The organism is Okibacterium sp. HSC-33S16 (genome assembly GCF_024171565.1).
Classification (GTDB): Bacteria; Actinomycetota; Actinomycetes; order Actinomycetales; family Microbacteriaceae; genus Mycetocola_A.
Window position 1 is genome coordinate 87,662 of the sequence record NZ_JALJZZ010000001.1, and the last position, 16,278, is coordinate 103,939.

Here is a 16,278-nt window from a genome sequence, read left to right on the forward strand (position 1 = left end):
GGCCTACTTGTCAGAAGGAGTAAAAAGTGATTCAACAGGAATCTCGAGTCAAGGTTGCCGATAACACCGGCGCCAAGGAGCTGCTCACTATCCGCGTTCTCGGTGGATCAGGACGTCGTTACGCCAGCCTCGGCGACACGATCGTCGCCACCGTCAAGGACGCGATCCCGGGCGGCAACGTCAAGAAGGGTGACGTCGTCAAGGCCGTCATCGTTCGTACCAAGAAGGAAGTTCGTCGTCCGGACGGCTCCTACATCAAGTTCGATGAGAACGCAGCGGTGATCTTGAAGAACGACGGCGACCCGCGCGGTACCCGTATCTTCGGACCGGTCGGTCGTGAACTTCGCGACAAGAAGTTCATGAAGATCGTTTCGCTGGCACCGGAGGTTATTTAGTCATGGCGAAGATCAAAAAGGGCGACCTCGTCCAGGTCATCTCTGGCGCAACCCAGGCTCGCGGCGGTTCACGCGGCAAGCAGGGGCGCGTCATCGAGGTCTTGGTTGAGAAGAACCGCGTCATCGTTGAAGGCGTCAACTACGTCACCAAGCACGTCCGCCAGGGTCAGACCCAGCGCGGCACGAAGACCGGTGGCATTGAGACGCACGAGGCTCCGATCCACATCTCGAACGTGGCTCTCGTTGACCCCGAGACCAAGAAGCCGACGCGAGTTGGCCACCGTAATGAGCAAGTAACGAAGAACGGCGTCACCAAGACGGTCCGCGTTCGTTACGCCAAGAAGTCAGGTAAGGACCTTTAATGACTGACGCTGCAGTGGTGTCTGGCAAAATCCAGCCCCGTCTCAAGCAGAAGTACCAGAGCGAGATCCAGCAGCAGCTGCTCAAGGACCTCGGCCTGACCAACGTGCACCAGATCCCGACGCTCACCAAGATCGTCGTGAACATGGGTGTCGGTGAAGCAGCCCGCGATGGCAAGATCATCGATGGTGCCGTTGCCGACCTGACCAAGATCACTGGTCAGAAGCCGCAGGTCACCAAGGCACGCAAGTCGATCGCACAGTTCAAGCTGCGCGAAGGTCAGCCCATCGGCGCCCACGTCACGCTTCGTGGAGACCGCATGTGGGAGTTCCTCGACCGCCTGCTGAGCCTCGCTCTTCCCCGTATCCGCGACTTCCGCGGCCTGAGCCCGAAGCAGTTCGACGGCACAGGAAACTACACCTTCGGTCTGACCGAGCAGTCGATGTTCCACGAAATCGACCAGGACAAGATCGACCGTGTCCGAGGAATGGACATCACCGTCGTCACGACGGCGAAGACCGACGAGCAGGGTCGCGCGCTTCTCAAAGCGCTCGGTTTCCCCTTCACGTCAACAGACTCAGGAAAGTAGCGGTAGAGTGGGTCGGTTGCTTGCAGCCGACCCGCCCTGCGGTCGCTGACAACTGAAGATTTCTCTCGCACGGTTGCGCCGGCGCACATTTGGGTAACAAATGGGTGTCCGGCGCACTCGAGCGTGGAGATCAGGGGGGCGAAGCATCCGTTTCTCCCCTAACCACCACAGGTCGTCATTCGTGTAACGGGTGAACGAAACCTGGTGAACAAAGGAAATATCACATGACAATGACAGATCCGGTCGCAGACATGCTGACCAGACTGCGCAACGCGAACTCGGCGCACCACGACACCGTGTCCATGCCGCACTCGAAGCTCAAGAGCCACATCGCGGAGATTCTCACATCTGAGGGCTACATCTCGGGATGGGAAGTTGCAGACGCACGCGTCGGCCAGACCCTCACGCTGAACCTCAAGTTCGGCCCGAACCGTGAGCGCTCCATCGTGGGCATCAAGCGTGTATCGAAGCCAGGCCTGCGTGTATACGCAAAGTCGACGGAGATCCCCAAGGTTCTCGGCGGCCTCGGCGTCGCCATCCTGTCCACCTCCTCTGGTCTGCTCACAGACCGTCAGGCTGAGAAGAAGGGCGTGGGCGGAGAAATCCTCGCCTACGTGTGGTAGCCAGATATGTCGCGTATTGGAAGACTTCCCATTGAGATCCCTGCTGGGGTCACAGTATCGGTCGACGGCTCAGCCGTCTCCGTCAAGGGCCCGAAGGGCGAGCTCGCGCTGAACGTCGCCAGCCCCATCGAGGTCAAGGTTGAGGATGGCCAGGTTCTGGTCACCCGTCCCGATGACGAGCGCGAATCGCGTTCGCTGCACGGACTCACCCGCACACTCATCAGCAACCAGATCATCGGCGTCACTCAGGGTTACACCAAGGGCCTCGAGGTCGTTGGAACCGGTTACCGTGTGGCTCAGAAGGGCAGCTCGGTTGAGTTCGCTCTCGGTTTCTCCCACCCGGTCCTGATCGACCCGCCTGCCGGCATCACGCTCACCGTAGAGGGCAACAACAAGCTCACGGTGTCGGGAATCGACAAGCAGGCCGTCGGCGAGGCTGCTGCCAACATTCGTAAGATTCGCAAGCCTGAGCCGTACAAGGGCAAGGGTGTGCGTTACGCCGGCGAGATCGTTCGCCGCAAGGCCGGAAAGGCTGGTAAGTAACCATGGCCGTAAAGTCCAAGTCGGCTGCCCGTGACCGTCGTCACGCGCGGCTTCGCAAGAAGGTCGTTGGGACCGCGGCTCGCCCGCGTCTCGTCGTAACTCGTTCGGCTCGTCACGTATTCGTGCAGGTCGTTGATGACAGCAAGGGCTTCACCCTCGCGTCGGCATCGACCCTCGAAGCTGACCTCCGTACCTTTGACGGTGACAAGACCGCCAAGGCCAAGAAGGTCGGTGAACTCGTCGCTGAGCGTGCGAAGAGCGCCGGTATCGAAGAAGTCGTTTTTGACCGCGGTGGTAACCGCTACGCGGGTCGCGTCGCGGCAATCGCCGATGGTGCTCGAGAGGGTGGGTTGAACCTGTGAGTGATGTACAGAAGACCGAGGCTGTGGCAACTCAGGACCAGTCGGTCGCTGAGAAGCCCGTCGAAACCGCTGCTGGTACCGAAAGCTCGGGTCGCACTGACTCGCGCGACGGCCGCCGTGGCGGTCGTGGAGAGCGCAACCAGGGCCGCGAGCGTAACAGCCGCGACGCTGACAAGAACCAGTTCCTGGAGCGCGTTGTAACCATCAACCGTGTGTCCAAGGTCGTCAAGGGTGGTCGTCGTTTCAGCTTCACCGCTCTGGTCGTCGTCGGAGACGGCAACGGCATGGTCGGCGTTGGCTACGGCAAGGCCCGTGAGGTTCCGCTCGCCATCTCCAAGGGCGTCGAAGAAGCGAAGAAGAACTTCTTCCGCGTTCCTCGCGTCGGCTCGACCATCCCGCACCCCGTCCAGGGTGAGGCAGCCGCAGGTGTTGTTCTCCTGCGTCCCGCCGCTGCGGGTACCGGTGTTATCGCCGGTGGTCCGGTGCGCGCCGTCCTTGAGTGCGCTGGCATCCACGACGTCCTGAGCAAGTCGCTCGGTTCATCGAACACGATCAACATCGTTCACGCCACTGTTGAGGCGCTGAAGATGCTCGAAGAGCCTCGTGCCGTTGCCGCACGCCGTGGCAAGGAGTACGACGAGATCGCTCCTGCCAAGCTGCTGCAGGTCGAGGCCCAAGCCGCTGCCATGGCAGCCGCAAAGGTAGGTGCGTAATGGCTTCATTGCGAATCACGCAGATCAAATCCAAAATTAGTGAGAAGCAGAACCAGCGCGACACGTTGCGCAGCCTGGGACTGAGGCGAATCGGCGCTGTTGTTGTTCGTGAGGACAACGCGCAGAACCGTGGCTACGTCAACACTGTTGCTCACCTCGTCAAGGTTGAGGAGATCGACTAATGGCTGACAAGAACGACGTCACCGAGGAGACCGCCAAGAAGGCTCCCGCGAAGAAGGCCGCTGCAAAGACGGCTGACGCCAAGGCGCCCGCCGCCAAGAAGGCTCCTGCCAAGAAGGCCCCGGCCAAGGCAGCTTCCGCCAAGGCTGAGACCGCAGCAGCTGACGCCCCCGTGGCGAAGGCTCCTGCCAAGAAGGCCCCCGCTAAGAAGGCTGAGGAGTCCGCTCCTCGTCCGCAGGTGCTCAAGGTCCACCACCTTCGTCCCGCTGAGGGTTCGAAGAAGGACCGCACCCGCGTCGGCCGCGGTGAAGGCTCCAAGGGTAAGACGGCAGGCCGTGGTACCAAGGGAACCAAGGCACGCTACTCGGTTCGCCCCGGATTCCAGGGTGGCCAGCTGCCGCTGCACATGCGTGCTCCGAAGCTGCGCGGGTTCAAGAACCCGTTCCGCGTCGAGTACCAGGTTGTCAACCTCGAGCGCCTCGCCGAGCTCTACCCGACAGGAGGCGACGTCACTGTTGCCGACCTCGTCGCCAAGGGCGCCGTTCGCAAGAACGAGAAGGTCAAGGTCCTCGGAAACGGCGACATCGACGTGAAGCTGAACATTGCCGTAGACAAGGTCTCCGGTTCAGCCGAGCAGAAGATCGTTGCTGCTGGCGGCTCGGTAAAGTAAAACAAGAGACGCCGGTCGAGCGCTCGCCCTCAGCGAGTAGGTCACCGATTGTTCGACAGGCCCGGTAATCGAGTAGATTCGATTGCCGGGCCTGTTCGATACGGGGCCATCAACCGGCATTAAGAGCCGAATTCTTCGGCTCGAAAACCAGGAGGCCTTTTTTGTTTAGCGCCGTTGCGCGGATCTTCCGCACTCCAGACCTTCGACGGAAGATCGGGTTCACACTGGGCATCATCGCCCTGTACCGCCTCGGTTCGTTCGTTCCCGCACCGTTTGTGGACTTTGGCAACGTTCAGGCCTGCCTGGCTCAGAATCAGGGAACCTCCGGCCTCTACGAGCTCGTCAACCTCTTCTCAGGTGGCGCGCTCCTCCAGCTGTCGATCTTCGCGCTGGGAATCATGCCGTACATCACGGCGTCGATCATCGTGCAGTTGCTGCGCGTCGTGATCCCTCACTTCGAGACTCTGCACAAAGAAGGACAGGCGGGTCAGGGCAAACTCACCCAGTACACCCGCTACCTCACCATCTTCCTCGGCGTCCTGCAGTCGACCACGCTGATCACCGTTGCTCGGTCAGGCGCACTGTTTGGAACCAACGCCAGCGCGGAATGCAGCCAGCTGCTGACCAACGACACCTGGTACGCCGTCCTGCTCATGGTCATCACCATGACCGCCGGAACCGGCCTGATCATGTGGTTCGGCGAAATGATCACCGAACGTGGCGTCGGTAACGGCATGTCGCTCCTCATCTTCACCTCGATCGCCGCGACATTCCCGAGCTCGCTCGGCGCCATCTGGGCCGCGAAGGGCTTCGAGACGTTCCTCCTTGTGCTGGCGGTAGGAATCGTCATCATGATGCTCGTGGTCTTCGTCGAGCAGTCGCAGAGACGCATCCCCGTGCAATACGCCAAACGAATGGTCGGTCGACGCACCTACGGCGGTAACAACACGTACATCCCGATCAAGGTGAACATGGCCGGCGTCGTGCCCGTCATCTTCGCGTCGTCGCTGCTGTACCTGCCCGCGCTCATCGCACAGTTCAACACTCCCGCAGCCGGTGAGCAGCCCGCAGCCTGGGTGACCTGGGTGACCAGTTACCTCGTGCAGGGCGACCACCCGCTGTACATGGCGCTGTACTTCCTCCTCATTGTCGGGTTCACCTACTTCTACGTGGCGATCACCTTCAACCCCGAAGAAGTCGCAGACAACATGAAGAAGTACGGCGGATTCATTCCCGGCATTCGGGCCGGTCGTCCGACCGCCGAGTACCTGGACTACGTCTTGACCCGGGTCACTCTGCCGGGATCCGTGTATCTCGGACTCGTCGCGCTCATCCCGTTGATCGCACTTGCTCTCGTCGGTGCAAACTCCAACTTCCCGTTCGGCGGCGCATCCATCCTGATCATCGTTGGTGTCGGTCTCGAGACGGTCAAGCAGATCGACTCGCAACTGCAACAGCGCCACTACGAAGGGCTCCTGCGATGACCCGTCTACTGATCGTCGGTGCTCCCGGCGCAGGCAAAGGAACTCAGGCCGCCATCATCGCGGAAACGTTCGGTATCCCGGCCATCTCGACCGGCGACATCTTCCGCGCGAACATCAAAGAGGGCACAGAGCTCGGACTGAAGATCCAGGAGATCGTGTCGTCTGGAAGCTACGTCCCAGACTCGCTAACCAACGAGATCGTCCGTGACCGCCTCCGGCAGGCGGATGCTGCAGACGGATTCCTCCTCGACGGTTACCCACGCACGGTTGACCAGGTCACCGAACTCGACTCCATCCTGGCCGAGACCTCGGCTCAGCTCGACGCCGTTGTGCGCCTGGTCGCCGACCCGGACGAGGTCGTGGCACGACTGCTGAAGCGTGCATCTGAGCAGGGACGTGCGGACGACACCGAAGAGGTCATCCGCCACCGCCAGGACGTTTACCTCGAGCAGACCGAGCCGGTTGTTGCGGCATACGCCGAACGCGGTCTTCTGGTCGACGTGGACGGGCTCGGAGCGGTCGACGAGGTCGCTGCACGTGTGCGGGAGGCTCTCGCCGCTCGCGGCATTGCCGTCGCCGTCTAACGACGTCGCTCGATCGACGAACTAGCCAGAAACGAAACACCTATGTTGCGCAAGTCCATCTATAAATCTCCCGCCCAGCTTCGCTTGATGGTGGAACCCGGGCTCGCAACCGCCGCGTCCCTCGTCGCTGCTCGCAACACTGTGGGGATCGGGGTCACGACGTTGGAGGTCGACGCCGCCGCTGAAGCTGCGATCGTCGCTCGAGGCGGACAGCCCAACTTCAAACTGGAACCGGGCTACAACCACACGATTTGCGCGTCGGTGAATGAAGAAGTCGTGCACGGCATCCCGACCTCTCGCGCACTGCAGCCCGGCGACATCCTGTCCGTCGACAGCGGGGCGATCCTCGGTGGCTGGAACGGTGACGCGGCCATCAGCATCGTGCTGCCCGACCCCGCCCGGCCGGAACTCGTCGCTGAGCGGCAGAAGCTCTCCGACGTCACCGAGGGCTCGATGTGGGCAGGGATCGCCCGCCTGGCCAGGGCCAGCCACCTCAACGAGGTCGGCGAGGCCGTGCAGGAGTACATCGAGAAACGCGGCGCGTACGGGATTCTCACCGACTACGTCGGCCATGGCATCGGTCGCTCGATGCACGAAGCGCCGCCCGTCTTCAACTACCGGGTTCGCCAAAAGGGTCCCGAGGTCAAGCCGGGACTCGTCGTCGCCATCGAACCCATGGTCGTGCTCGGCAGCATCGACACCCACGTGCGTGAGGACGACTGGACTGTCGCAACCGACGACGGACTCGCCGCAGCGCACTGGGAGCACAGCGTCGCGGTGCACAAGGACGGCATCTGGGTTCTCACCGCCGAAGACGGCGGCGCTGCAGGGCTCGCTCCATTCGGCGTGACACCCACTCCCATCGCCTGAGCTCCGAGCGCGCTAGGGTCGATCGCATGACGCCTCTCGTGCTCCTTCTCGATCCGCTCTCCGCTGACGCTCGACCCACCGAGGCCGAGTTGGCAGCGACGCTCCGGTTCGTCCCGTCGACGGAGCCCATCCTCACCGCGTTCGACGCCGGCGCCGGCCGTGGCGACGGCATCTTCGAGACGCTCGGCGCGCATGACGGGTTCGCCCGCGGAGTTGACGCACACCTCCAACGCCTCCGCGCGTCGGCCTCGAAGCTCGACCTCCCCGCTCCACACGACGGTCAGTGGCGCGCGGCGATCGCGCAGGTCCTCGCCGAACTGCCCTCCGAGGGGCAGGCGTCCATTCGGCTTACCATGACGCGTGGAACCGAGGCTGCCGGCCCCACCTGCTGGGTTACCGGGACGGCCATCACCGGTGACTTTCCTGAGCGCACCAACGGCGTTCGGGTCGTCACCCTCAGCCGCGGCTACGCGAACGACGTGGGGGAGTCCGCACCATGGTTGCTCGTCGGCGCCAAGACCCTGTCCTACGCCATTAACATGGCCGCTCTCCGCGAAGCACACCGGCGTGGTGCCGACGACGTCATCTTCACCTCGACAGACGGTTTCGCGCTCGAAGGACCCACATCGTCGCTCCTGGTTCGCCACGGCTCAACGATCGTCACCCCAGCCATCCAGTTCGGCATTCTCGCCGGCACGACGCAGGCTGACCTGTTCAGCTTCCTCGACGCTGAGGGCTTCAGCTGCGAGTATCGCACCATCGCCGTCGACGAATTAATCCAGGCGGATGCCGTCTGGCTCGTCTCCAGCGTGCGTCTTGCTGTTCCGGTGACCGAGGTCAACGCCACGACCATCTCAACCGACCTCGGTCTGACCGAACGAATGAACGCGGCGCTTCTCTCCTGAAGGAGCCTACGAGTCCATCGTGTGCACGAGTTCATCGATGAACGCCGCGAAGTTCGTGGACTTCCGAATGATCCGCTGCACGTCCTGCCGGTCGGAGAACACCTCGACGAACTGATCGAACACCCGCTGGAAGCTTGACCTGCCCTCCTCGCTGAACGCGATCAGGGCGACGACGTTCACCCGGTTGTCACCCCACGGCATGCTCGACTCGTTCACGGCGATGGCGATCGACGTGCTCGTGGCCGTCATAGCCATCGCATGCGGAACGGCGAGGGAGTCCGTGAACGCTGTCGATGACATCCGTTCTCGCTCAATGGCCCCCACAATGTAGCTCTCATCGATCACGCCGCGCTCGCGCATCAACTCGCCGAGTGTGCGGATCATGCTCTCTTCGTCCTGTGCGGCAGCATTCCGCAGGAACAGTGCCCCGTCAAAGTACTTGAGCACCTCGTCCTTGATGACCGCCCGACGACGAAGCCGTTTGAGTCGGGCGATGGCCGCGCGAACCCGATCAGCGTCAGCGTCGGTGAAGAACGGCTGCACGGTGAGGATGCTGTCGGAGGGGACCGGCGGCTCGATCGTGGTGAGCACGAGGTCAGCGTCAAGTTCGGCCCAGGCCACGTCGCTGCGGGTGACGACCTTGACTACCTCGAGTGCGTCGCCGAGGAGCACGGTGACCCGGTCGCGGAGCAGCAGGTGCATGTCGTAGTAGTTCGGGCAGACAATCACGCAACGGAGGAGATCGTCGCGCCGGATCTGCTGTTGCAGGTGCGCACCGACGTGCATGGCGATGTAGGCGATCTCGTCGTCGTTAATCTCGATCGAACCCTGCCGTTGCAACTGGCTCGCGATGAACACGGCCAGCTCGTAGATCATCGGGTATGACGTCTTGATGCTGCGGGCGAGTGGGTTTCGCGAGTATGAGTGGTCCTGCGCGCGACGGAGGAGATTCTGCACGTGCAGGGTCAGCCTCGTGATGAAGTCTTCGTCGCTGAGGTCGACGAGGTACTCCTTGCCGGCGGAGAGCACAATCGAGCGCACCGTCTCGAGGTCGGCCGGGTTGAGGTAGTTGGGCCGCGCGTCCGGGCTATCGGTCGGGCCGGGCGCCGCAACACCCCGGGTGGCGAGGAGATAGGCGAGGTACTCGACGTCCGCCGCGCCAACCCGGGTGGCGAGGTGTGTCTCGATGAGTTCACCGAGCCGGCGGGTCAGTTCGGTGGAGGCGAGGTGCGGTTCGGAGCCGAGCTCAGGAACCAGCCGGTCTTTCGAAACCCGGTCAACCGCGATGGCGATGTGCAGCAGGACGTTGTCGATGCCGTAGTCGTTGAGGAGGTAGCCGAGGTCGGTGAGCATGGACAGGAGCGCCGTTTTGAATTCGCTCAAACTGTGTGACGAGAACTCACGCTGGATGGACTCAAGCTCAATGAGGCCGCGCTCGGTCTCGTCGCGAAACATCCGGCTCAGCAACCGTCGGCGCGCAAGCTCACTGCCGCTGAGCGTGACGACGCTTCCCGAGCGCACCAGTGAGAGCTCAGCCTCGGCGAGCAGCAGCCGCACGCGGGACAGGTCGGCTTCGATGGTGGACTCTGAGACATGCAACCCCGAGGCGAGTTCGAAGACGTCGAGTCCGTCTGGGCTGTCGACGAGCCGACGCACGATTCCGTAGAGCCGGTCGCGCGGCGTCTCGAGCTGGGGCTCGGCCGTTGCCGACCGGAACGAGGCCCAGGCGTCGAGCGAGATGCGGTAGCCGTTCGGGCCGGCGCTGACGAGGTCGAGTGAGCCCGCACGTTCCTTGAGGGCGAGCACGTAGTTGCGAACGCTCCGGGTCGTGACGCCCAGCGCATCGGCGAGCTCGGCAGCGGTAACCCAGTCGCTCGCGCGCGCGAGGTACGCCCCGATGCGGTCTTGTCTTTCGCGTGTCACGTATGGCTCCCGTCGAACCCGGCAAAGCGGGCCGAACCTGTCTCGTCAATACCTCGAGTCAACCATCTTCCGCACGAAACCGCGGGATTCCCGCCCGGTTTCCTACCGGGCGGAAGAGGATGTGTTGGCAGCAGGGCGCGTAACTCGAAACAATCGTGAGGCTGGGGATTTCCAGCGAGAACCACAGCACTAAGTCGATGGAGGCGGATCAATGAAGATCCTCGTGGTCTGTGGCGCGGGAGCGTCAAGCACGTTCGTCGCCCAGCGCATCCGCACGGCGGCCAAGAACCGGGCGCTCGACGTCACAGCGCAGGCCTGCCCGCTGAGCGCGCTCGACACGCAGTTGGCGTCCGCCGATGTGGTTCTTCTTGGTTCGCATCTCGCGTCTGAGATCGACAGCATCCGTTCGACGGCGCAACCCCATGGTGTCGCGGTCGTCGCTATGCCAGCCTCAGTCTTCACATCGCCCGCAGGCGATGAAGCCCTCGACCTCGCTCTTTCTGCTGCCGGAGCCGGGGTCGCGCAAGGGGAAACACACCGGCACGCGACGGAGGACACATTTCATGGTTGAACGCACGGTTCGAATCGGATCATCACACGGTCTTCACGCTCGCCCCGCAAAGCTGTTCACGCAGGCTGCGGCGGCATCGGGCCTTCCGGTCACGATCGCCAAGGGAAGCGGCAAGCCAGTCAATGCGTCGAGCATCCTCGGGGTCATCTCGCTGGGCGTCGACTTCGGCGACTACGTCACTCTGAATGCCGACGGTGACAACGCAGACACGGTTCTCGACCAGCTCGTTGAGCTTCTCGTCACGGACCACGACGAATAGTCGGGAAGACAGTCATGACTGAGACCGCAACCCACAGCACACTGACCGGGACAGGCATTGGGCAGGGCGTCGTCGTCGGCGTCGTCGCGCGCATGTCTGACCCGCTCCCCGAACCGGCCGATACCTCGAGCACCCGCACCGTTGAGGAGGAGACCGAGCGCGCTCGGGCTTCGCTCAGTGTCGTTGCTCGTGACCTCGAAGCGCGCGGCAAGACTGCGGGTGGCACGGCCGCAGATGTTCTCGAAGCGCAGGCCATGATGGCCGAAGACCCCATGCTCTCCGAGATCATCGACGAGAGCCTTGCCCGCGGAACCACCGCCGAGCGAGCCGTCTTCGAGGCGTTCGCGAGTTTCCGTGACCAGCTCGCTGCCATGGGCGGGTACCTGGGGGAGCGCGCCGCCGACCTCGACGATGTGTCGCAGCGAGTTATCGCGCACCTCACAGGAGTGGCTGCTCCCGGAGTACCCAACCCCGACCACCCCTTCGTTCTCGTCGCCCGCGACCTGGCACCGGCCGACACTGCTCTGCTCGATCTCGATAAGGTGCTCGGTCTCGTCACGAGCGACGGCGGCCCGACATCGCACACCGCCATCCTCGCCCGCGAGAAGTCGATCGTGGCTATTGTCGGTGTGACGGATGCGTCGGCCCTCGCCGACGGCACTACCGTCGTTCTCGATGCGGCCGCTGGAACCGTCACCGCCGACCCGAGCGATGACCAGGTGGCCGATGCCGAACGCCGCATCGCCGAGCGCCAGGCAGCGGCCGTTGCACCGGTGACGCCGGGTGCACTCGCCGACGGAACGGCCATCCCGCTGCTCGCGAACCTCGGCTCATCGGCCGGGGCACAGTCCGCCGCCGATGCGGGAGCAGAGGGAGTCGGACTGTTCCGCACTGAATTCCTGTTCCTCGACGCCGGTGGGTCCGCTCCGACCGTGGAACAACAGCGCGAGCACTACATCCGTCTCCTGCAGGCATTCCCCGGGAAGAAGGTCGTCGTTCGGGTGCTCGACGCCGGCGCCGACAAGCCGCTGCCGTTCCTCAACGACGCCCACGAGGAGAACCCGGCACTCGGGCTCCGCGGACTCCGCGCCCTGCGGGCCAGCGAAGACATTTTGCGTGAGCAGCTGACGGCGCTCGCCGACGCCGACCGAGCCACCGACGCCGACCTCTGGGTGATGGCACCGATGGTGTCGACCGTCGAGGAGACCAGATACTTCGTCGAGATCGCCCGGGAGTACGGCATCAAGACGGCCGGCGTCATGGTCGAGGTCCCCTCGCTTGCCCTTCTGGCGCCACAGGTGCTCGCCGCGAGCGACTTTGCGTCGATCGGCACCAATGACCTCACCCAGTACACGCTTGCCGCCGACCGCATGCTCGGTTCGGTCGCCGCGCTGCAGGACCCCTGGCACCCCGCCGTCCTCCGCCTGGTCGGAGAAGTTGGGGCGGCCGGAGCGTCCACCGGCAAGCCGGTCGGTATCTGTGGTGAGGCTGCAGCAGATCCCCTCCTCGCCGTTGTCCTGGTCGGACTCGGCGCCACCACCCTGTCCATGTCCACCCCGGCGCTCGTCGATGTGCGAGCGTCCCTCCTGAAGTACACGCTCGACGAGGCCCGACAGCTCGCCGACATCGCACTGGCCGCCGATGGCGCGGCTGAAGCCCGTGCAGCGGTTGCCGCCGCTGCACTCACCCTGAAAGAGGCACACTCATGACATCCACCACGACGACGACGTCGACAACCAAGCCGGGAGGTGCCCGGGTTCGCGTCCAGCGATTCGGCACGTTCCTCTCGGGCATGGTTATGCCCAACATTCCGGCGTTCATCGCCTGGGGCCTGATCACTGCCCTGTTCATTGACACGGGGTGGACGCCCAACGCCCAGCTGGCATCGCTGGTTGCCCCGATCCTGTACTTCCTGCTTCCGCTGCTCATCGCCAACACCGGTGGACGCATGATCTACGACCAGCGCGGTGGCGTCGTTGCGACGATCGCCACGATGGGTATCATCACGGCGACCATGGGTGACCCGGTCTTCAGCGGCTCGCCGATGTTCCTCGGTGCCATGATCGCTGGACCGATCGCCGCCTGGCTGATGAAGAAAGTCGACAGCATTTGGGACGGCAAGATCAAGGCCGGCTTCGAGATGCTCGTCAACAACTTCTCCGCCGGTATCCTCGGAGCGATCCTCGCGATCATCGCCTACTTCGGACTTGCCCCGATCATCCAGGCGATCACCACGGCGCTCGGTGCCGCGGTCAACTGGCTGGTCGACGCCGGTCTGCTGCCGCTTGCCAGCATCCTGATCGAACCGGCGAAGGTGCTGTTCCTCAACAACGCCATCAACCACGGTGTGCTGACCCCGCTGGCCCTCCAGCAGTCGGAGGAAACCGGGAAGAGCGTGCTGTTCCTGCTTGAGGCGAACCCTGGCCCCGGCCTCGGCTTGCTGCTTGCGTTCACCTTCTTTGGTCTCGGTGCAGCTAAGGCGACCGCACCAGGTGCGATCATCATCCAGTTCTTCGGTGGTATCCACGAGATCTACTTCCCGTACGTGCTGTCAAAGCCGGTTCTCCTTCTCGCCGTTATCGCCGGTGGAATGAGCGGTGTGGCAACCAACGTCATCTTCGGATCCGGACTCGTCAGCGTGGCGTCGCCCGGCAGCATTTTCGCGATCCTCGCGGTAACCGAGCGCAACAGCTTCCTGGGAGTGATCCTTTCGGTTCTCGTTGCAGCAGCCGTGTCGTTCGTTGTGGCATCCGTCATCCTGCGGGCATCGCGCAAGCGTGACATTGCCGCAGGCAACGCCGGTGACCTGAGCGCTGCCGTCGCGGCGACCCAGGCCAGTAAGGGCAAGGAGAGCTCGGTTCTCGGCGGCCTCGTTTCTGAGGGCACCACCGACACCGGCTCGGCTACCGGAACCGGAACGGCAACGCTCGTGAAGAACATCGTCTTCGCGTGTGACGCCGGAATGGGATCGAGCGCCATGGGAGCATCCGTTCTGCGCAACAAGATTAAGAAGGCCGGTGTCACAGACGTCACCGTCACCAACCAGTCGATCGCCAACCTCACCGGTGACGCTGACCTCGTGATCACTCACCAGGACCTCACCGATCGGGCTCGCCAGAAGTCTCCGAATTCGCAGCACGTCTCGGTGGACAACTTCATGAACAGCCCGAAATACGATGAGGTTGTAGAGATCGTCAAGCGCAACCAGGGGGTAACCGAATGACAGACAACATCCTGACGCCCGAGAACGTCGTCGCCGAGGGCACGGCAACCACGAAGGACGAGGCCATCCGTGAGGCGGGCGCACTGCTCGTCGCGGCTGGCGCTGTGAAGCCTGAGTACGTCGACGCGATGATCGAACGCGAAGCATCGGTGTCGACGTACATGGGCAACTTCCTCGCCATCCCGCACGGCACAAACGAAGCGAAGGACGCGATCACCCGGTCGGCCCTCTCGCTCGTGCGCTATGCGAACCCAATCGACTGGGACGGTGACGAGGTTCGCTTCGCGGTCGGCATCGCCGGGCTGAACAACGAGCACCTCGAGATCCTCTCGAAAATCGCCATCGTGTTCTCCGACGAGGACGAGGTCGCGAAGCTCATTAACGCCGCAGATGCGAACGAACTGTTCGCACTGCTCGAGGAGGTCAACGCAGAATGAAAGCGGTTCACTTCGGCGCAGGCAACATCGGGCGAGGATTCGTCGGTCTGTTGCTCCACGACGCCGGCTACGAGGTTGTCTTCGCCGACGTGAACGCGGGGCTTATTGACGCACTCAATGCGGCCCCAAGCTATGACGTACACGAGGTCGGTGACGGTGGGGGAGTCCGCACCGTCACCGGCTACCGTGCCGTCAACAGTGCGACGAGCGAGAACGAGCTCATCGCCGAGATCCAAACGGCCGACATCGTCACCACGGCTGTTGGCCCGAACATTCTCAAGTTCGTGGCCCCGGTGATCGCGCGCGCCCTCGCGTTGCGTGACTCCGGGCTCCCGCCGCTCGCCGTGATGGCGTGCGAGAACGCGATCAACGCCACCGACCTGTTGAAGACCGAAGTGCAGGCGAGCGTCGGACCCGACGAGTGGGACGCACTTTCCGCCCGCGCCGTCTTCGCGAACACGGCCGTCGACCGCATTGTGCCCGGGCAGGACCCGGCCGCTGGCATCGACGTCACCGTTGAGACCTTCTACGAGTGGGTGATCGAGTCCACCCCGTTCGGCGACGCGCGCCCGGACATTCCCGGCGCTACCTTTGTCGACGCCCTGGGGCCATACATCGAACGCAAGCTCTTCACGGTGAACACGGGCCACGCCACAGCGGCCTACTACGGGTTCGCGGCCGGTATCGACAAGATCTCCGACGTGCTCTCCAATAACGATGTAGCGGATGCCGTCCGTCACGTTCTCGAGGAAACCTCCAGCCTGCTGGTGGTCAAGCATGGAATCGACGCCGAGGTACAGCGCGCCTACCGGGAGAAAATCCTCACCCGCTTCGCCAACCCGCACCTCCCGGACACTGTCCAGCGCGTCGGCCGTCAGCCGCTGCGCAAACTCAGCCGTAACGAACGCTTCGTCGGCCCGGCCGCTGAGCTCGCGGAGCGCGGTCTTGGGCACTCTGCCCTCGTCGATGCCATCGGCAAGGCGCTGCAGTTTGACGTGCCAGACGACGAGCAGTCGGCCGAGATGAAGACCCTTCTGGGTGAACTGAGCCCCGCTGAATTCGTGGAGCGGGTCTCAGGGCTTGCGCCGGAGCATCCGCTCTTCGACGACCTCGTTGCCGTCGTCGCCACGCAATCGCGGTAGCGCACCCGCCGGTTGGCGAAATCCGGATAAATACCATAAGATTGTCTGTTGGTGCTTTGTGCACGTTTCTGGCGTGTCATCCACAAGGACTTAGAAGCACCAAAATCCACCGCACGACCAGTGCAACTACTTTTAGCGACAGTGAGGCTATGGCCAAAAAAGACGGTGTCATTGAGATCGAAGGCTCGATCGTTGAAGCTCTGCCCAACGCGATGTTCCGCGTTGAGCTGACCAACGGTCACCGCGTTCTTGCCACGATTAGCGGCAAGATGCGTCAGCACTACATCCGCATCCTCCCCGAGGACCGCGTGATCGTGGAGTTGAGCCCATACGATCTGACCCGCGGCCGGATCGTTTACCGCTACAAGTAGGTCGCACTGTAAGTAACGGCCGCATTGCGCCCGTTCGGACACTGCTGTGTTCGAGTGGGTGGGGTTCGGTACGA

General features: G+C 63.2%; 21 protein-coding genes. 20 read left to right on the forward strand and 1 reads right to left on the reverse strand.

Annotated elements, in window-relative coordinates; all coding sequences use genetic code 11:
* The first annotated feature begins 26 nt into the window (after window positions 1–26).
* The 13 genes from rplN (at window position 27) to L1277_RS00460 (ending at window position 8,278) form a co-directional block, all read left to right on the forward strand.
* On the forward strand, window positions 27–395 hold the full coding sequence (gene rplN / locus L1277_RS00400) for a 50S ribosomal protein L14 (RefSeq protein WP_253374390.1): 369 nt from the start codon (window positions 27–29) through the stop codon (window positions 393–395).
* A gap of 2 nt (window positions 396–397) precedes the next feature.
* Complete coding sequence (gene rplX / locus L1277_RS00405; protein ID WP_253374391.1) at window positions 398–757, forward strand: 50S ribosomal protein L24; 360 nt, start codon at window positions 398–400, stop codon at window positions 755–757.
* A complete protein-coding gene (rplE, locus tag L1277_RS00410) occupies window positions 757–1,344 on the forward strand; it encodes a 50S ribosomal protein L5 (protein WP_253374392.1) in 588 nt (195 codons plus the stop codon). The genes rplX and rplE overlap by 1 nt, the downstream gene beginning before the upstream one ends.
* Window positions 1,345–1,568: 224 nt before the next feature.
* Window positions 1,569–1,967, forward strand: coding sequence for a 30S ribosomal protein S8 (rpsH, locus tag L1277_RS00415; protein ID WP_108391766.1), 399 nt, complete (start codon window positions 1,569–1,571; stop codon window positions 1,965–1,967).
* A gap of 6 nt (window positions 1,968–1,973) precedes the next feature.
* The gene (gene rplF, locus L1277_RS00420) at window positions 1,974–2,510 is read left to right on the forward strand and encodes a 50S ribosomal protein L6 (protein WP_253374393.1); all 537 of its coding nucleotides are present in this window, start codon (window positions 1,974–1,976) and stop codon (window positions 2,508–2,510) included.
* 2 nt (window positions 2,511–2,512) lie between these two features.
* The gene (gene rplR, locus L1277_RS00425; RefSeq protein ID WP_253374394.1) at window positions 2,513–2,872 is read left to right on the forward strand and encodes a 50S ribosomal protein L18; all 360 of its coding nucleotides are present in this window, start codon (window positions 2,513–2,515) and stop codon (window positions 2,870–2,872) included.
* A complete protein-coding gene (gene rpsE, locus L1277_RS00430) occupies window positions 2,869–3,585 on the forward strand; it encodes a 30S ribosomal protein S5 (RefSeq protein WP_308215062.1) in 717 nt (238 codons plus the stop codon). Before rplR ends, rpsE begins: the two co-directional genes overlap by 4 nt.
* The gene (gene rpmD, locus L1277_RS00435) at window positions 3,585–3,767 is read left to right on the forward strand and encodes a 50S ribosomal protein L30 (protein WP_253374395.1); all 183 of its coding nucleotides are present in this window, start codon (window positions 3,585–3,587) and stop codon (window positions 3,765–3,767) included. Before rpsE ends, rpmD begins: the two co-directional genes overlap by 1 nt.
* A complete protein-coding gene (gene rplO / locus L1277_RS00440) occupies window positions 3,767–4,435 on the forward strand; it encodes a 50S ribosomal protein L15 (protein WP_253374396.1) in 669 nt (222 codons plus the stop codon). The genes rpmD and rplO overlap by 1 nt, the downstream gene beginning before the upstream one ends.
* A gap of 161 nt (window positions 4,436–4,596) precedes the next feature.
* Window positions 4,597–5,919 carry a preprotein translocase subunit SecY gene (gene secY, locus L1277_RS00445; RefSeq protein WP_253374397.1) on the forward strand — a complete coding sequence of 441 codons (1,323 nt, stop codon included), beginning with the start codon at window positions 4,597–4,599 and terminating at the stop codon, window positions 5,917–5,919.
* Window positions 5,916–6,503 (forward strand): adenylate kinase, encoded by a 588-nt coding sequence (locus L1277_RS00450; RefSeq protein WP_253374398.1) that lies wholly within the window; start codon window positions 5,916–5,918, stop codon window positions 6,501–6,503. Before secY ends, L1277_RS00450 begins: the two co-directional genes overlap by 4 nt.
* A 42-nt stretch (window positions 6,504–6,545) precedes the next feature.
* On the forward strand, window positions 6,546–7,373 hold the full coding sequence (map, locus tag L1277_RS00455; RefSeq protein WP_253374399.1) for a type I methionyl aminopeptidase: 828 nt from the start codon (window positions 6,546–6,548) through the stop codon (window positions 7,371–7,373).
* A 26-nt stretch (window positions 7,374–7,399) separates the two neighbouring features.
* Entirely contained in the window at window positions 7,400–8,278 is an 879-nt protein-coding gene (locus L1277_RS00460; RefSeq protein WP_253374400.1) for an aminodeoxychorismate lyase, read from the forward strand.
* 6 nt (window positions 8,279–8,284) lie between these two features.
* Here L1277_RS00460 and L1277_RS00465 read toward each other — a convergent pair whose 3' ends face one another.
* The gene (locus tag L1277_RS00465) at window positions 8,285–10,201 is read right to left on the reverse strand and encodes a transcription antiterminator (RefSeq protein ID WP_253374401.1); all 1,917 of its coding nucleotides are present in this window, start codon (window positions 10,199–10,201) and stop codon (window positions 8,285–8,287) included.
* A 211-nt stretch (window positions 10,202–10,412) separates the two neighbouring features.
* Between L1277_RS00465 and L1277_RS00470 the strand changes: the two genes are divergently transcribed.
* From L1277_RS00470 to infA, 7 genes are all read left to right on the forward strand, one after another.
* Window positions 10,413–10,772, forward strand: coding sequence for a PTS sugar transporter subunit IIB (locus tag L1277_RS00470; protein WP_253374402.1), 360 nt, complete (start codon window positions 10,413–10,415; stop codon window positions 10,770–10,772).
* A complete protein-coding gene (locus L1277_RS00475) occupies window positions 10,765–11,031 on the forward strand; it encodes an HPr family phosphocarrier protein (RefSeq protein ID WP_253374403.1) in 267 nt (88 codons plus the stop codon). Before L1277_RS00470 ends, L1277_RS00475 begins: the two co-directional genes overlap by 8 nt.
* Before the next feature lie 14 nt (window positions 11,032–11,045).
* The gene (gene ptsP / locus L1277_RS00480; protein ID WP_253374404.1) at window positions 11,046–12,740 is read left to right on the forward strand and encodes a phosphoenolpyruvate--protein phosphotransferase; all 1,695 of its coding nucleotides are present in this window, start codon (window positions 11,046–11,048) and stop codon (window positions 12,738–12,740) included.
* Window positions 12,737–14,254 (forward strand): PTS mannitol transporter subunit IICB, encoded by a 1,518-nt coding sequence (locus tag L1277_RS00485; protein ID WP_253374405.1) that lies wholly within the window; start codon window positions 12,737–12,739, stop codon window positions 14,252–14,254. The genes ptsP and L1277_RS00485 overlap by 4 nt, the downstream gene beginning before the upstream one ends.
* Window positions 14,251–14,691: a PTS sugar transporter subunit IIA gene (locus L1277_RS00490; RefSeq protein ID WP_253374406.1), complete on the forward strand. Its 441-nt coding sequence runs from the start codon at window positions 14,251–14,253 to the stop codon at window positions 14,689–14,691. Before L1277_RS00485 ends, L1277_RS00490 begins: the two co-directional genes overlap by 4 nt.
* Window positions 14,688–15,833: a mannitol-1-phosphate 5-dehydrogenase gene (locus L1277_RS00495; RefSeq protein WP_253374407.1), complete on the forward strand. Its 1,146-nt coding sequence runs from the start codon at window positions 14,688–14,690 to the stop codon at window positions 15,831–15,833. Before L1277_RS00490 ends, L1277_RS00495 begins: the two co-directional genes overlap by 4 nt.
* Window positions 15,834–15,982: 149 nt before the next feature.
* Window positions 15,983–16,204 carry a translation initiation factor IF-1 gene (infA, locus tag L1277_RS00500; protein WP_108391751.1) on the forward strand — a complete coding sequence of 74 codons (222 nt, stop codon included), beginning with the start codon at window positions 15,983–15,985 and terminating at the stop codon, window positions 16,202–16,204.
* Window positions 16,205–16,278 lie beyond the last annotated feature (74 nt).

What these genes read in the sequence shown, in the direction of transcription:
- rplR (WP_253374394.1), top strand. Translation starts at nt 2,513, where the DNA reads ATGGCCGTAAAGTCCAAGTCGGCTGCCCGTGACCGTCGTCACGCGCGG.
- L1277_RS00470 (WP_253374402.1), top strand. Translation starts at nt 10,413, where the DNA reads ATGAAGATCCTCGTGGTCTGTGGCGCGGGAGCGTCAAGCACGTTCGTC.
- L1277_RS00475 (WP_253374403.1), top strand. Translation starts at nt 10,765, where the DNA reads ATGGTTGAACGCACGGTTCGAATCGGATCATCACACGGTCTTCACGCT.
- rpmD (WP_253374395.1), top strand. Translation starts at nt 3,585, where the DNA reads ATGGCTTCATTGCGAATCACGCAGATCAAATCCAAAATTAGTGAGAAG.
- rplX (WP_253374391.1), top strand. Translation starts at nt 398, where the DNA reads ATGGCGAAGATCAAAAAGGGCGACCTCGTCCAGGTCATCTCTGGCGCA.
- L1277_RS00450 (WP_253374398.1), top strand. Translation starts at nt 5,916, where the DNA reads ATGACCCGTCTACTGATCGTCGGTGCTCCCGGCGCAGGCAAAGGAACT.
- map (WP_253374399.1), top strand. Translation starts at nt 6,546, where the DNA reads ATGTTGCGCAAGTCCATCTATAAATCTCCCGCCCAGCTTCGCTTGATG.
- rplO (WP_253374396.1), top strand. Translation starts at nt 3,767, where the DNA reads ATGGCTGACAAGAACGACGTCACCGAGGAGACCGCCAAGAAGGCTCCC.
- infA (WP_108391751.1), top strand. Translation starts at nt 15,983, where the DNA reads ATGGCCAAAAAAGACGGTGTCATTGAGATCGAAGGCTCGATCGTTGAA.
- rplF (WP_253374393.1), top strand. Translation starts at nt 1,974, where the DNA reads ATGTCGCGTATTGGAAGACTTCCCATTGAGATCCCTGCTGGGGTCACA.
- L1277_RS00490 (WP_253374406.1), top strand. Translation starts at nt 14,251, where the DNA reads ATGACAGACAACATCCTGACGCCCGAGAACGTCGTCGCCGAGGGCACG.
- L1277_RS00485 (WP_253374405.1), top strand. Translation starts at nt 12,737, where the DNA reads ATGACATCCACCACGACGACGACGTCGACAACCAAGCCGGGAGGTGCC.
- rplE (WP_253374392.1), top strand. Translation starts at nt 757, where the DNA reads ATGACTGACGCTGCAGTGGTGTCTGGCAAAATCCAGCCCCGTCTCAAG.
- L1277_RS00495 (WP_253374407.1), top strand. Translation starts at nt 14,688, where the DNA reads ATGAAAGCGGTTCACTTCGGCGCAGGCAACATCGGGCGAGGATTCGTC.
- ptsP (WP_253374404.1), top strand. Translation starts at nt 11,046, where the DNA reads ATGACTGAGACCGCAACCCACAGCACACTGACCGGGACAGGCATTGGG.
- rpsH (WP_108391766.1), top strand. Translation starts at nt 1,569, where the DNA reads ATGACAATGACAGATCCGGTCGCAGACATGCTGACCAGACTGCGCAAC.
- L1277_RS00460 (WP_253374400.1), top strand. Translation starts at nt 7,400, where the DNA reads ATGACGCCTCTCGTGCTCCTTCTCGATCCGCTCTCCGCTGACGCTCGA.